Below are 14,776 nucleotides of genomic sequence, written 5' to 3' on the forward strand. Positions count from 1 at the left end.
AGCGCCTGCGGGGCGGCTCAAGGGGTCGGCCGTGAGGGCCTGGCGTTGACCGTCAGGCCGGCGGTCAGGCCCGCGAGCAGCACTCCGCCGAAGGCCCACCAGAGGGTGGCGGCATAACCGCCCACCAGGTACTCGTCCATCGCGTTCTGCGACGCGATCCGCGGGCGGCCGGCGAAGACGGCGGCGAGCACCGCGGCGCCGATCGCCTCGCCCAGCTGGAGGGCCGTCATGGCGGCCGCCGAGGCGGCCCCGATGTGCTGCGGGGCCATGCCGGCGGTCGCGGTGGCGAGGAGCGGGGCGAAGGCCAGGCCGGTGCCGAGGCCGGCGAGGATCGTGCCGGGCAGCACCTGGGCCTCGTACACGCCATGTGCCTCCAGGCCGGTCAGGAGCAGCAGTCCGGCGGCCGCGAGCACCAGCCCGGCCGCGATCAGGACGCCGGGCGCGGCGCGGTGGAGCAGTCGGCCGGAGATCTGGGTGGATCCGATGACCACGGCCGCGAACATGGGCAGCAACTGCAGCCCGACCGTGCTCGGGGCGTGGCCGAGTACGTACTGCAGGTAGAAGCTCACGGACAGGAACAGGATGAGGAGGCCGGCCCCGGCCAGGAGCAGGGCGGCGAGGCTGCCGGCGCGGTTGCGGTCCCCCAGGACGTACGGCGGCAGGAGCGGGTACCGGGACCTGGTCTGCCACCGCAGGAAGGCCACGAGCAGGACGGCGCCGCCCCCGACGGGGAGCAGCACCATGGGGGTGCCCCAGCCGTGCGACTCGCTCGCGCCGAGGCCGTAGACGAGGGCGGCGACCGCGGCGGAGCCGAGCAGTACGCCGGGCACGTCGGGGCGGGCGCCGCCGGGGCCCGGGCGGTCGTGCGGCAGGCCGAGTGCGCAGATCAGGGCGATCACCCCGATGGGGACGGCGGCGTACACCGCCACGTCCCAGGCCAGGACCTGGACGAGCCATCCGCTCGCGAACAGCACGAACGCGGAGCCGCCGCCCACGAGCGCGGCGTAGATCCCGAAGGCCTTGCCGCGTTCCCTGGGGTCGCTGAAGCCCGCGGCCACCAGGGCCAGTCCGGCCGGTGTCACCAGTGCGCCGAAGACTCCCTGCAAGACACGGGCCGCGACGAGCACCCCATCGGATCCGAGGCCCCCGCCACCGAGCGCGCAGGCGGCCACGAATCCGACCAGGCCGATGAGCAGCGTCCGCCGCCGCCCCACGAGGTCCACGAGGTGCCCGCCGAGCAGGAGCACCGCGCCGAAGGCGACCGCGTAGGCGATGAAGAACGGCCCCGGGCCGCCGATGCGAAGGTCCGCGTGGAGCTCCGGCAAGGCCACGCTGAAGACCGTCGCCTGGAACACCACCATCAGCTGCGCGAGGACGGCCACCGCCAGCCCCCGCCAGCGCTTGGCGTGCGGGGACACGGACTCCCCGGCGGCCGTGGACGGCGTCACGGCCCAGCCGTCGCCGGTGGGGACCGGAGCCGGCCCGAAGCCCCGTGCGGGGCCGAAGTCCGCGGGGGCCGTGGGAGCGTATTCGGGCGGCGGGGGCACGGGGAGCCAGGGCTCGGGGCGTGCGGACGGGACTCGGGGGTCGGCCTGCGCGACGGGCGGCTCGGCGGGCAATGCGGGGGCGTAGTCCAGCAACTGGGCGGCGTGGCGGCCGAGTTGGGCGAGGACCTGGCCCGGCAGCCATTCCCCCGCCTGGTCGGCGGCCGTGCGCTCGGCCACCTCCCGGGGGGTGGGCCGCTGGGCCGGGTCCTTGTGCAGGCAGTCGCGTACGAGGTCGGCCAGGGCCTCCGGTACGCCGGTCAGGTCCGCCTCCTCCTCGGCGACGCGGAAGAGGTGGGCGTTCAGGCCGGTGTCCGCGGCGCCGAAGAGGAGGCGGCCGGTGGCGGCGTAGACGAGGACGGCCCCGAGGCAGAAGACGTCGCTGGCGGGGGTGAGTTCGAGGCCGCGGACCTGCTCCGGCGACATGAACCCGGCCGAGCCGATCAGCATGCCGGTGTGGGTGAGCAGGCTGTCCCCGGCGAGGCTGTCCATCGCCCGGGCGATGCCGAAGTCGATGACGCGCGGGCCGTCGACGGTGACCAGGACGTTGGAGGGCTTGAGGTCACGGTGGATCAGACCCGCCTCGTGCACGGCCTGCAGGGCGAGGGCGAGCCGGTTGGCGAGGGTGCGCACGGAGTGCTCGGGCAGCGGCCCGAAGTCCTTGGCGACCACGGCGTGCAGATCGGGCCCCGGGATGTACTGGGTCGCCACCCAGGGCACTGCGGCCTCGGGATCGGCGTCGAGGACGGCCGCGGTCCAGCTCCCGCCCACCCGCCGCGCGGCGGCCACCTCCCGGGCGAAGCGCCTGCGGAACTCCGGGTTCCCGGCGTACTCGGCCTGCACCACCTTGACGGCGACGGTGCGCCCGCCCTCGGAGCGGCCCAGGTAGACCAGGCCCATGCCGCCGGCGCCCAGCCGGGCGATCAGACGGTACGGGCCGATGCGGGTGGGGTCTTCGACGATCAGCTGATCCACGCGCCGAGGATAGTGCAACTATCCAACGTACGGCGGGGCATTGGCGGAATCAGCGAAATCGTCCGTGGCCGGGCCGGCCGCGAGGGGGCGCGGTCGCCCGTCAGTCCTCGGCGCTGGGGCTGCGTTCTCCGTGCAGTCGCAGGACGTCGGCGTCGCTGCGGAAGCGGTGGGCCCACCGGCGGCCGTCGAAGACGCTGAGGCCGGGGATGTGGCGGGTCTCCAGCGCCAGGATCACGAAGGCCGTCGCCGCGGCGGCCGGCGCGAGGCGGCCCTGGCCGGCGGCCGCACCGATCGCGGCCGCGGCGAAGATCGCTCCGGCGGTGGTCACCCCGTGGACGAGGTCGCCCTCGGTGCGGCTCTGGCGGAAGACCAGGCCGCCCCCGATGAACCCGACGCCGGTGATGACTCCCGCGAGGGCGTTGGGTGCGCCGTCCAGGGCGAGGACGGCCACGAGGGCGGCGCCGACGCCGATCATGGAGAAGGTCCGGTTGCCCGCGGCGGCCCCCCTCAGGGTGCGCTCGAAGCCGAGGAGGTAGGTGAGGACGAAGGCCACCGCGAGGTGGCCGATCGTGACGAGGGTGGAGGTGTCCGCCTGCCGGTAGTCCATCGGCCGCCCTTCGGGTGTCCTCCGCGTGAAACTGGCACGGCTGTCCGTGCCAGTAGAGCGCGCGGGCCGCCCGGGGCGCCGGGCGCGCCGCCGCGGCGGTCAGTTGTGCGGGGCCGTTCCGCTGACCCGGTGGTCGGCGTGGCTGAGGGCTTCCAGGACGAGCCGGCGCAGATGCCCGTCGCGCAGGCTGTAGTGGATGCGCCGGCCCTCGCGGCGGGTGTCGACGAGGCCCGCCAGCCGCAGTTTCGCCAGGTGCTGGCTCACCGCGGTCCTCGACGCCTCGCAGCGGTCGGCGAGCGAGCCGACGTCCGACTCCCCCTGGGCGAGCAGCCACAGGAGGTGCAGCCGGGTGATGTCCGAGAGCATCGCGAAGACCTCGGTCGCCTCGGCGAGACGCGCCCTGTCGGGATCCCGTAGGTGCGCATCGGGTGCAGGTGGCTGAGGTTCGCGAGCTGGCATACCCCACAGGGTAGGTCGCTCCGGGGAGGCGCAGGGTGAGGACGGAGCCGTAATCCATCGGACATGTGCGCAGGTGCGCATGTGTGGATATATTGGAGACGTCGTCCTCATCGTCCCTGTCCATCCCCCGGCCCGGAGGGAACCGCATGCAGAGCGTGCTGCGCGACCGCACCTACCGCCGCCTGTTCGGCGCCCAGGTCATCGCCCTGACCGGCACCGGCCTGGCCACCGTGGCCCTCGGCCTGCTCGCGTACGACCTCGCGGGCGCCGACGCCGGTTCGGTGCTCGGGACGGCGCTCGCGATCAAGATGGTGGCGTACGTCGCCGTCGCCCCGGCGATCGCCGCGGTGGCCGACCGGCTGCCGCGCCGGGCCCTGCTGGTCGGCTCCGACCTGATCCGGGCGGGGGTCGCGCTCTTCCTGCCGTTCGTGAGCCAGGTGTGGCAGGTCTACGTCCTGATCTTCCTGCTGCAGACCGCCTCGGCCGCCTTCACCCCGACCTTCCAGGCCCTGATCCCCGACGTCCTGCCGGAGGAGCGCGCCTACACGCGGGCCCTGTCCCTGTCCCGGCTCGCCTATGACCTGGAGAGCCTCTTCAGCCCCGCGCTCGCGGCCGCGCTGCTGTCGGTGGTCGGCTACGACCAGCTGTTCCTCGGCACGGCGGCCGGCTTCCTCGCCTCGTCCGCGCTCGTGGTGTCCGCCGTCCTGCCCCGGCGGGCGCGGGCCGTCGTCGCGTCCGGGCCGGGCGCGTACGCCAAGGCCACCGCGGGGACGCGACTGCTCCTGCGCGCCCCGCAGCTGCGGTCCCTGCTGGCGATGAACCTCGCGGTCGCGGCCGCCGGGGCCGTGGTCACGGTCAACTCCGTCGTGTACGTACGGGACTTCCTGGAGCTGTCCGCCGAGTCGGTCGCCCTCGCGCTCGGGGCGTACGGGGCCGGCTCCATGGCCGTGGCCCTGGCACTGCCGCGGATCCTGGAGAACCGCCCGGACCGGCGGGTGATGCTGACCGGAGCCCTGCTGCTCCCCGTGGCGTTCGGCGCCCTCGGCTTCATCACCTCGGCGGACAGCGGCGGTTGGCGCTGGCCCGCGCTGCTGGTCACGTGGGCGGCGTTCGGGGCGGCCTGCTCGATGGTGCTCACGCCCGCCGGCCGGGTGCTCCGGCGGGCCACGCCGGAGGGGGACCGCACCGCGGTGTTCGCCGCCCAGTTCTCCCTGTCGCACGCCGCCTGGCTGCTGACCTATCCGCTCGCGGGCTGGGTCGGCGCGAAGGCCGGGCTCGGATGGGCGACGGCGGCCCTCGGCGCGATCGCGCTCGCGGCCGCGGCCCTCGCCGCCCGGCTGTGGCCGGCCGGGGCGGCCACGGAGGAGGTCCTGGGCCACGTACACGAGCACGAGCACCGCGGGCTGACTCCCGGGCATCCGCACCTCCACGGAGCACGCCGGGCCGGGGCGGGGTGGCGGCACAGCCACCACCACTTCACGGACGAGCTGCACGCCGCCCACGGCTGAGCCGCCCCGAGGCCACCCGAGGCGACCCGAGGCGACCCGAGCGGACGATCCGACGACGCACAGCGGACGTACGGCCGACGGACTGAATTCGATCACCCGTTAGTCACAAGCGATCACATCGAGTGACCCCTTTCTGCCTATTTGTGTGAATAGATCACCACACTGGTCCTCCTAGGGGCGAGTCCTCTTCCCCGAAGGGCAGCCGATGCGACGTGTCGTGAGAAGCCGCGCCGGTCTCCCGTACCGGCGCCGGCGCACGGTGGCCGCGCTCTCCGCGGTGGCCGCGTGCGGCTTCCTTTCCACGGCGCCTTCCGCCGCATCGGCCCCGCCGGACCCCGGTACCACCGCCTCCGAGTCCCCCGGGCCCTCCGCGTCCGCCCTACCGGCCGCGCCCGCCGCCGGTACGGGACAGCCGTCCTCGGGAACGGAACCCCGCGGCGACACGGGACGAGTGGAGGAGCCCGGGGCGGACAGCGGGGCCGCCTCGCAGCAGCTCCGGGAGGGCGCGGATCTGGCGGTGTCGGGTACCCTGCGGCCGACCGAGACCGCCGACCGGGAGAGCGCCGCTTCGGCGGCGCGGGAAACCTTCGACTACGTCGTGACGGTGACCAACCGGGGACCGTCCACCGCCCGGCAGGTGCGCGTCACCGACCGGTTGCCGCTCGCCCTGGAATTCGTCTCGTCCCGCGACGGCTGCACCGCGAGCGGCCGGACCGCGGTGTGCGGGCCGTTGGCCACGCTGGCGGTGGGCGCCTCGCACGCCTGGGTGATCACCGTGCGGCTCGCTCCCGGCTACCGCGGAGACGGTACGGACATCGTCAACGAAGCGGTCGTCGACTCGGCCACGTCGGACCCGGACTCCCGGAACAACACCTCCACCCTGACCGGCCTGGAGATCCCGCCCAGTGCGCGAACGGCCGACCTGTCGCTCCGCAAGACGGCGGTGCTCCCGAGGGGACGGGAGCACGTCAGGCCGGGCGAGAAGTTCACGTACCTGATCACGGTGCGCAACGAGGGCCCGGCGACGGCGCGGCAGCTCCAGGTCACCGACCTCCTGCCGTCCTCGCTGGTCCTGCTCTCCTCACCCGACGACTGCGCGGTCGCGAAGAGCGGGGAGCGGCGGGTGGTCTGTCCGCCGCTGGACCGTCTGGCGGCCGGGGAGACGACGGAGTACCGGATCACGGTACGGGCCGTCACCGGGGACCGGGCCGCCCAGCCGCCGCCCGACAAGTGCACGCCCATCGAGAACCTCGCCCGCGTCACCTCGGCGAGCTTCGACCCCGACCTCTCGGACAACGCCAACCGGCCGGGGACCACCGGGCCGGGCGGCGGCCGGCTGTGTCTGGTGTCCGACGGGCACGGGGAGCAGCACCACGGGCACGGCGGGCACGACGGTCGCGGGGACGGCGGAGACGGTCGCGGGGACGGCGGAGACGGTCGCGGGGACGGCGGGGACGGCCACCACGGCCGCGACGACCACCACGACGGCCGGGAGCAGCACGGCGGCCGCGGCGACCTGGCCCACTCCGGGGCCACGGTCCCGGCCTGGCTGCTGTGGACCTCCACCGCGCTGGTGGCCGCGGGAGCGGCGCTGCGGACGGCCTTCCGGGTGCGGCGCCCGTGACCGGCGGTCCGCCGCGGCCCCCGCGGCGGACGACCGCCGCACGCCCCACCGCAACGCGAGAAGACAAGGAACGTTCCGGTATGACGATGCCCCGGAGTGCCCGGTGGCGCAGGGCCGCCGCGGCCTTGCTGTGCACGACGGCGCTGGTCCTGCCCGCAGCCCTCGCCCCACCCGTGACGGCGGCCCCGGCCGCCGGGGCCGACCCGGCCGGCGGCCCCCGGCCGCGGGCGCTCGCCTTCCCCGTCAACGAGACCTTCGACAGCTCCACCAACCTGGGCAGCACCAGCGGCAACGCGAGCTATCCGGAGGGCGGCGGCTGGCTGCGGCTGACGTCCGCGAGCTCCACCCAGGCCGGCACCTGGAAGCTGAAGGACTCCTTCCCCTCCAGCCTCGGCATCCTCGCCGAGTTCAGCTACGCCACCTACGGGGGAACGGCCTTCGAGGGCAAGCGCGGTGACGGGCTGTCGTTCTACCTGGCCGACGGCGCGGCGGCCGACGGGGTCGGCTCTTCCGGCGGAGCCCTCGGCTACGCCTGCTCGGGCAGCGCGGACTCCTGTGCCACCTCGGGCGTACCGGGCGCGTACCTCGGCATCGGGCTGGACGAGTTCGGCAACTTCTCCTCGAACACCGTCGGCAACGGCGGCCCGGGCGGCCAGCCCAACAAGATCGTGGTGCGCGGCGGAGGCAGCGGAAGGACGGGGTACCGCTTCGCCACGTCCGCCGACGGGCCGGGCAAGACCGTGGAGACCGGCAGCCGCGCCAAGGAGCGCACGGTACGCGTGTCCCTGCTGCCCAGCGGTACGAAGATGCTGCTGTCGGTGTGGTCCGACAGCGGCCCCGGCACGACCATGACCCAGCTGATCACCGACTTCGACGTCACGGGCATCACCGGCCAGCCGAAGCTTCCGGCCACCCTCAAGGTGGGATTCTCCGGGAGCACCGGTGGCGCGACGAACGTGCACGAGATCGACGGCCTCAGGATCAACGTGCCGGCCGACCTGACCATCGCGAAGACGGGCTCCCCCGCGACCGTGCCCGCGGGCGGCGGACCGGTGACCTACACCCTGGCCGTCTCCAACAGCCAGGCCAACGAGGTCGCCGGCGCCGCCGTACGCGACACCGTGCCCGGACTGACCGGCGTGACCTGGACCTGCCGCCCCGGCACCGGCGGGACCTGCGGGCAGGCCTCCGGCAGCGGGAACGCCCTGAACACCACGGCCGACTTCCAGCGGGGCGGCTCCGTCACCTACACGGTCACCGGCACGGCCCCGGCCCAGCCGGTCACCCTGTCCAACACCGCCACCGTGACCGCCCCGGCGGACCGTACGGACACCAATCCGGCGGACAACAGCTCCACCGCCCCCGCCACGGTGGTGACGGCCCGCGCCGACGTGGCCGCGGAGAAGGAGGGGGTCGGCCCCGGACCGGTGGTCCCGGGGCAGGAGTTCGCGTACCGGATCACCGCACGGAACCTGGGGCCCTCCCACACGAGCGCGGTCCAGGTCTCCGACACCCTTCCCGGGCCGCTGAGGTTCGTCTCCTCCGCCGACGCGTGCACGGCCTCGGGGCAGCAGCTGTCCTGCCCGGTCCGCGAGCAGCTGAGTGCCGGTACGAGCGCCTCGTGGACCGTACGCGTCCGGCTGGACCCGGCCTATCAGGGGGACGGCTCGGACCTCGGCAACGTCGCGTCCGTCCGGCACGCCCTCCCCGATCCGCAGCCCGCGAACGACACCAGCGCGGCCGCCGCCCCGCCGGGCGGAGTGGCGGCCGCCCGGGCCGACCTCTCGCTGGTGAAGGCCGTCGAGACCCGCTCCCCCGTGGCGCCCGGGGAGACCTACACGTACACGGTGACCGTGCGCAACGGCGGCCCGTCCGTGGCCCGGAAGGTCACGGTCGCCGATCCGCTGCCGACGGCGCTCGCGTTCGTCGCGTCGGCCGGCGGCTGCACCGCCATCGGCCGGGACGTCACCTGCGCCGCGGCGGCGACGCTGGACCCGGGCGGGGTCCGTTCGTGGACCTTCACCGTGCGCCTCGACCCGGCGTACACCGGTGACGGGACGGGCCTGCTGAACACCGCGACCGCCCGCGCGGACACCGCCGATCCGAACCTCCTCGACAACAGCGGCTCCGCCGGTGTGCCCGGCGGGCGCGTCCGCCCGCCGAGCGCCGACATCGAGCTCGCCAAGCGCGCGACGGCGGGCTGACGGGGCGCCCGCCCGCTGCCCGCCCTCCCCGGAACTCCCGTACAGCTCTCTCTGTACGGTCCTCTCCCGCACGAAACGGAACGATGCGCGATGACGACGACACCAGGCCGGCGGCCGGCGGTGTGGGCCCTGGCTCCGCTGCTCTGCGCCGCGGCCCTGTGGGCCGGACCGGTCCCCGGGGCCGCCGCCCTGCCCGGCGGAGGGCCCAGGATCGAGGTGACGGCACAGCGGGCCAAAGCTCCCGGTGACCTGATCACCTACACGCTGACCGCGAGGAACAAGGGCCCGTCGGTGGCCCGGAAGGTCACCGCGACGGACAAGCTCCCGGCCGGGATCTCCTTCGTGGGCTCCTCCGACGGCTGCACCGCCATCGCTCAGACCGTCACGTGCGGGCCCGAACCGCAGCTCGCCGCCGGGGAGACCAAGAGCTGGAGCTTCCAGGCCCGGCTGAGCCCCTCGTACCAGGGCGACGGTTCCGACCTCGGCAACAGCGCCACGGGCAGCTCCGAGGCCACCGATCCGGACCCCGCCAACAACAAGCCGGATCCGGTGCTGCCTCCGGGGCCGTTCGATCCCGTGTCGGACCTGGCCACCGTCAAGACCCCGCTGGGCGCGGGGCCGACGGTCCCGGGCCAGGAGTACGAGTACGAGGTCCGTACGACCAACAAGGGCCCCTCGGACGCGCGCAACGTCGCGGTGACCGACACCCTGCCCGTCGGTTTGGCCTTCGTCTCCTCCGCCGACCCGTGCACGGTGTCCGGACGGACCGTCACCTGCGGTCCGCTGGCCCGGCTCGTCCCCGGCGGCGAGGTGGTGTGGACCTTCAAGGTGAAGCTGGACGCCGCCTACTCCGGTGACGGCAGCGACCTGCGCAACACGGCGACCTCGGCCTCCGCGTCCAAGGATCCGGAGCCCGCCGACAACACCTCGCAGGCCGTGCTGCCGCCGGGCGGGGTCACCGCCCCGCAGGCCGACGTGTGGACGACCAAGCGGACGGCCGACAGCACTCCCGTCGCCCCCGGACAGACCTTCGACTATGTGGTGAGCGCGACCAACGACGGCCCGTCCCGGGCCCTCGGCACCACCGTCACCGACAAGCTGCCCGCGCAGCTCGCCTTCGTCTCCTCCCCCGACGGCTGCTCGGTCACGGACGGCACGGTCAACTGCGGCCCGGTGGCCGTACTGGAGCCCTCGGCGTCCCGGACCTGGCGGTTCACCGTCCGGCTGGACAGCGGCTACACCGGCAACGGATCCGACATCCGCAACACGGCGACCGCCGGCTCACGGACCAAGGACCCCAAGCCGGAGAACAACACGAGCAGCCCGGCCGGCCTGCCCGGCAGCACCGTCAACAAGCCGACCGCGGACCTGGAAGTGGTCAAGGAAGCCGTCGGTACGAAGCCTCCGGTGCCGGGCGAGACCTTCGACTACCGGATCCGGGTCACCAACAACGGCCCGTCGGCCGACGCCTTCAACGTCAAACTCACCGACGCCCTCCCCGAGGGCCTCTCGTACGTGACCTCCTCCCCGGCCGGATGCACCGTCGCCGGACACCTGGTCTCGTGCAGGCGCACCGGCCCGCTCAGGGTCGGTGACACGGTCGAGTACCTGCTCACCGTCAAGGTGGATCCCGCCTACGCCGGAGACGGCAGCGACCTGAAGAACACCGCACAGGTGACGGCCGACAACATCGACCCGGCGAGCGAGAACGACAAGAGCAGCGCGACCGTGCCCGGCGGGCACGTCACCGCGCCGGCCGCGGACCTCGCCATCACCAAGAAGCCCGTCCAGACCAGCCCCGTGGCCCCGGGCGAGACCTTCGACTACGCCCTGACCGTCACCAACAACGGCTCCTCCCAGGCCCAGCAGATCACGGTCTCCGACACACTGCCGACCGCGCTGAGCTTCGTCTCGGGCGATGCCACGTGCACCTCCGGACGGACCGTCACCTGCGGCCCGCTGCCGCGGCTGGCGCCCGGAGCATCGATGACCTGGGTGATCAAGGTGAAGCTGGACCCGGAGTACACGGGGAACGGCTCCGACATCCGCAACACCGCCACCGTCGACTCCCTGACGGGCGATCCCAAGCCCGCGAACAACACGAGCGCGGCCGCCGGCCCGCCCGGCGGCACGGTCAAGGACCCGACGGCCGACCTGGAGGTCGGCAAGACGACCCCCTGACCCCGCACCCCCTACGGAAGGCCGGCAGGGCACCCCGCCCCGCCGGCCTTCCGGCGTACGCCCTCCGCGGCGGCTCTTACAGGACCGGGCCCACCGCGCGGATTCACCCGAATGGCGGCGCTCCAATGTCCCCGCGCGCCCCCGGCACCGACGCTGGGCGCAACGCAGGACCCCCGGCGTCCCGCCCGACGAAGGAGCCTCTCGTGGCACAGGCAACGCCCCCCAGCAGGGCCCCCCACAGCAGGTACACCGCCGACGAGAACCCGTGGGCGGCGAGCGGCACCGTGTTCGCCGGTGTGCTGATGCTCGTGGAAGGCGTCCTCGGCATCCTGAAGGGAATCGTCGGCATCGCGAACGACGACGTCTACGCGAAGGTGGGCGACTACACCTTCAAGTTCGACACCACGGCGTGGGGCTGGATCCACCTGCTCCTGGGCATCGTGCTCGTGGTCGTCGGTGCCGGCATCCTCAAGGGCGCTGCCTGGGCCAGGGTCACGGGCGTGGTGATCGTGGCGCTGGACATCATCCTCAACTTCCTGTGGCTGCCCTACACGCCGCTCTGGGCCCTCATCTCGATCGCCATCGGCGTCTTCATCATCTGGGCGCTGTGCACGGATTCGGCCAGGAACCGCTCCACCGCCGCCTGAACGACGCACGGGTGCCGGGCCCGCGGAGGGCCCGGTACCCGTGGGCCGGTGCGGAGCAGGGCTACTCCTCGCGAGCCTCGCCCCGCAGGTACCCGGTCAGCCCTTGGACGACGGCCCGCCGGGCCTTCACTCTGGCGCGGATCCACTTCGCGTCCAGCCTCACGTGGAGGGGCACTTCGTCCCCCTTGCCCACGGTGATGCTGCCGACGTGACCGCCGGCCCGGCCGGCTTCGAGTGCGACCACCGCGTCCAGGAGGCGGAGTTCCACCTGGGCCGTGTCGAAGCGGCCCTCGCGCCATTCCCGGGGCGGGGCATCCGGATAAGCCGGCAGGTCGAAGCGGATGAGGACCGACGACCCCTCCTCGTGCCAGCGGACTTCGCGCACCGTGACGCCGTCGAGTCCGGGCACCGCCCGCTCCCCGTAGACCGCCCGGATGACCTCGGGGTTGTCCACGAACTCCAGCCAGCTCGGTTCCGGCGCGGGACCCGCCGCCTCCGCGGGAGCGACCTCCTCGGGCAGGGGCGGCCGTACGCGGCCGGTGCGCCGCCGCTCGCTCGCTCCGAACTCCGCGTAGTTCTGCCGGGCCCCTCGGAGCGTGACGTGGTTGGGGCCACCCACGTACTCGTCGGGATCCCGGTAGTCCCCACCGTCGTCCTGCCATCCGCAGACGGGGCAGATCTCGTGATGGCCCCTCACCTGCACCGTCAGGCTCCCGCAGACGATGCAGGGTGATGCGGCTGTCGTCACTGTCACTCCGGTTCTGGTTGCCCGTCCCGCCTGAAGGAGCTGGCGAAAATGGCAATGATCCTACTGGATCCGTGCGTCGGCCTCCTCGCCGTCAGGATCCGGCGCGAGGCCCGGCAGGCCGAACCGCGTGAACGGGGCGTTCATACCTCTGGGTGAGGCCGGTGGAGTTCGAGGGGGTCGGAGCACACATCTGTCTAGGGTGACTTCAGGTGGCGGGCAGCCGCTCCGATCGGCGCGTCGACCTATGTACAGGAGCTTGTGTGGCGCAGCAGCACACGACGTCACTCCGGCTCCGGCTCCGGTACCGCTTCGACCATCTGCTCTCGGGCGGCACGACCGCGCTCATCGGCTGGCTCGCCCTGGCCTGCCTCGCCGTCGTCGTTCCGGCCAGCGCGGTCCTCGTCTGGTCCGACCGGGCCGCCCCGGACACGCTCTCGGGCCGGCTCACCGCCGTGTGGGTCAGCGTCGGCCAGACCCTGAAGATCGGGGGTGCGGTCGGCTCCCCGCTGTACGTGCTGGCCTCGGTCTCCCTCGCGCTCGTGGCGCTGCTGTTCGTGTCGACCCTGGTCAGTCTGATCACCACGGGCATCAACCGGCGCATCATGTTGCTGCGCCGAGGTCACTCCACGGTGTTGGAGACCCGGCACACCGTCGTACTGGGCTGGTCGGACCAGGTGTTCCCGGTGATCGGGGAACTGGTGGCCGCCAACGCCAACCAGCGCCGCTCCGCGATCGCCGTGCTCGCCCCTCAGGACAAGGTGTGGATGGAGGAGGAGATCTCCGCGCGCGTCGGCGACAGCGGCAGGACGCGGATCATCTGCCGCAACGGGAGCACCACCGACCCGGCCGAGCTGCGCCGGGTGAGCCCGCGCACGGCGAGGGCGGTGCTGGTGCTCCCTCCCACCGGGGACACCGGTGACGCCCACGTGGTGAAGACCCTCCTGGCCCTCGACGCGGCCGTCCACGGCTCCGCGGAGGCGGAGGGAACGGAAAGGGAGGGGGGAGGGGAAGGGGCGGTGGTGGTCGCCGCCGTCCGCGACTCCCGCAACCACCTGACCGCCAGGCTGGCCGCCGGGCCCACGGGACACGTCCTGTGCGTGGACGACATCGTCGCCCGGCTCCTCGTCTCGACGGCCCGGCAGCCCGGTCTCTCGCTGGTCTACGCGGAGTTACTGGACTTCGACGGCGACGAGTTCTATCCGGTGGCACCCGGGGACCTCGTGGGACGTATGTTCGGCGAGGCGCTGCTGTCCTTCGACACGTCCTCGGCGGTCGGCCTGCTGCACGGCGGCGGGAACGTCACCCTCAATCCGGACCCGGGGACGGTGATCGGCCCGGCCGACCGGATCATCGTCATCTCCCGGGACGACGACACGGCCGTACGGGCGGAGGTGGCCGCCCACGTCGAGGAAGCCGCGATCGTGACGGCCGCACCCGCGACCGCCCGGGCCGAACGCCTCCTCCTGCTCGGCTGGAACCGCCGCGCCCCGCTCGTCATCGAGCAGCTCGACCAGTACGTCGCCCCGGGAACCACCCTGGACGTCGTGGCGCTCGGCGTGCACGCGGCCACGGGCGGCGGCGCCCGAGGCGTCACGGCCGTGCGCTCCCGCCTCGAAGTCTCCTTCCACGACGGTGACGTCACCGACCCGATCACCCTGGCCAAGCTGGACGTGCCCTCGTACGACGGCGTGATCGTGATCGGTGAGACGGAGCCCGAGGCCGCGGACGCGCCCATGGCCCCCCTCGCTCCGGTGACGGATCCGCAGGCGCGGGCGGACGACCGGACGCTGGTCACCCTGCTGCACCTGCGGGCCATCGGGGACACCGCGCAGCGGGACATCGTACTCACCACCGAGATGTCCGACGACGGGAACCGGCTCCTCGCACCGGCGCAGGACGGCGCCGACTTCATCGTGAGCGGCAGGCTGATCAGCCTGCTGATGACCCAGATCTCCGAGAGCCCCTACCTCGCCGCGGTCTTCGAGGAGCTCTTCGACGCGGAGGGCCACGAGTTCCACCTCAAGCCGGCCACGGACTACGTACGGGCCGGTCATGAGGTCTCGTTCGCCACCGCCGTCGAGGCTGCGCGGCGGCGCGGGGAGTGCGCGGTGGGCTACCGGCTGCGGGCGCGGAGCAGCACGGGGCCTGACTACGGGGTGCGGATCAATCCCGACAAGCGCCGGCGCGTCCGCTTCGGCGAGGACGACTGGCTGATCGTGCTCGCCGAGAGCTGACGACGGGCGGCTGACGGCCGGTGGCAGGTGGCCGGTGCCGGTGGC

The 14,776-nt window shown here is 73.5% G+C and carries 10 protein-coding genes; 6 read left to right on the forward strand and 4 right to left on the reverse strand.

The genetic code is table 11. From position 1 onward, the window contains the following. Positions 1–17: 17 nt before the first annotated feature. The 3 genes from OG276_RS40790 to OG276_RS08695 all read right to left on the reverse strand — a co-directional run bounded on the left by OG276_RS40790 (position 18) and on the right by OG276_RS08695 (position 3,585). The gene (locus OG276_RS40790) at positions 18–2,519 is read right to left on the reverse strand and encodes an MDR family MFS transporter (protein ID WP_323182320.1); all 2,502 of its coding nucleotides are present in this window, start codon (positions 2,517–2,519) and stop codon (positions 18–20) included. Between the two features lie 100 nt (positions 2,520–2,619). After that, positions 2,620–3,126, reverse strand: coding sequence for an MgtC/SapB family protein (locus OG276_RS08690; RefSeq protein ID WP_266903892.1), 507 nt, complete (start codon positions 3,124–3,126; stop codon positions 2,620–2,622). Positions 3,127–3,225: 99 nt separating this feature from the next. Next, a complete protein-coding gene (locus OG276_RS08695; RefSeq protein WP_266903893.1) occupies positions 3,226–3,585 on the reverse strand; it encodes a metalloregulator ArsR/SmtB family transcription factor in 360 nt (119 codons plus the stop codon). A gap of 146 nt (positions 3,586–3,731) precedes the next feature. Between OG276_RS08695 and OG276_RS08700 the strand changes: the two genes are divergently transcribed. The 5 genes from OG276_RS08700 (at position 3,732) to OG276_RS08720 (ending at position 11,749) form a co-directional block, all read left to right on the forward strand. After that, a complete protein-coding gene (locus tag OG276_RS08700; protein ID WP_266903894.1) occupies positions 3,732–5,093 on the forward strand; it encodes an MFS transporter in 1,362 nt (453 codons plus the stop codon). 205 nt (positions 5,094–5,298) lie between these two features. Then, positions 5,299–6,717, forward strand: coding sequence for a DUF11 domain-containing protein (locus OG276_RS08705; protein ID WP_266903895.1), 1,419 nt, complete (start codon positions 5,299–5,301; stop codon positions 6,715–6,717). A gap of 80 nt (positions 6,718–6,797) precedes the next feature. Continuing rightward, positions 6,798–8,921, forward strand: coding sequence for a hypothetical protein (locus tag OG276_RS08710; RefSeq protein WP_266903896.1), 2,124 nt, complete (start codon positions 6,798–6,800; stop codon positions 8,919–8,921). Between the two features lie 90 nt (positions 8,922–9,011). Beyond that, positions 9,012–11,102 carry a DUF11 domain-containing protein gene (locus tag OG276_RS08715; RefSeq protein WP_266903897.1) on the forward strand — a complete coding sequence of 697 codons (2,091 nt, stop codon included), beginning with the start codon at positions 9,012–9,014 and terminating at the stop codon, positions 11,100–11,102. A 203-nt stretch (positions 11,103–11,305) separates the two neighbouring features. Beyond that, positions 11,306–11,749 (forward strand): hypothetical protein, encoded by a 444-nt coding sequence (locus OG276_RS08720; RefSeq protein ID WP_266903898.1) that lies wholly within the window; start codon positions 11,306–11,308, stop codon positions 11,747–11,749. Between the two features lie 61 nt (positions 11,750–11,810). Here OG276_RS08720 and OG276_RS08725 read toward each other — a convergent pair whose 3' ends face one another. Beyond that, positions 11,811–12,503: a CPCC family cysteine-rich protein gene (locus tag OG276_RS08725; protein ID WP_323182321.1), complete on the reverse strand. Its 693-nt coding sequence runs from the start codon at positions 12,501–12,503 to the stop codon at positions 11,811–11,813. Between the two features lie 254 nt (positions 12,504–12,757). Here OG276_RS08725 and OG276_RS08730 point away from each other — a divergent pair, with 254 nt between their 5' ends. Then, the gene (locus tag OG276_RS08730; protein ID WP_266903900.1) at positions 12,758–14,731 is read left to right on the forward strand and encodes an NAD-binding lipoprotein; all 1,974 of its coding nucleotides are present in this window, start codon (positions 12,758–12,760) and stop codon (positions 14,729–14,731) included. Positions 14,732–14,776: the final 45 nt, after the last annotated feature.

Source organism: Streptomyces sp. NBC_00086 (assembly GCF_026343255.1).
GTDB lineage: Bacteria > Actinomycetota > Actinomycetes > Streptomycetales > Streptomycetaceae > Streptomyces.

Excerpts from the sequence above, each read along its gene's own strand:
- OG276_RS08690 (WP_266903892.1), bottom strand. The coding sequence starts at position 3,126 with ATGGACTACCGGCAGGCGGACACCTCCACCCTCGTCACGATCGGCCAC.
- OG276_RS08695 (WP_266903893.1), bottom strand. The coding sequence starts at position 3,585 with ATGCCAGCTCGCGAACCTCAGCCACCTGCACCCGATGCGCACCTACGG.
- OG276_RS08700 (WP_266903894.1), top strand. The coding sequence starts at position 3,732 with ATGCAGAGCGTGCTGCGCGACCGCACCTACCGCCGCCTGTTCGGCGCC.
- OG276_RS08705 (WP_266903895.1), top strand. The coding sequence starts at position 5,299 with ATGCGACGTGTCGTGAGAAGCCGCGCCGGTCTCCCGTACCGGCGCCGG.
- OG276_RS08710 (WP_266903896.1), top strand. The coding sequence starts at position 6,798 with ATGACGATGCCCCGGAGTGCCCGGTGGCGCAGGGCCGCCGCGGCCTTG.
- OG276_RS08715 (WP_266903897.1), top strand. The coding sequence starts at position 9,012 with ATGACGACGACACCAGGCCGGCGGCCGGCGGTGTGGGCCCTGGCTCCG.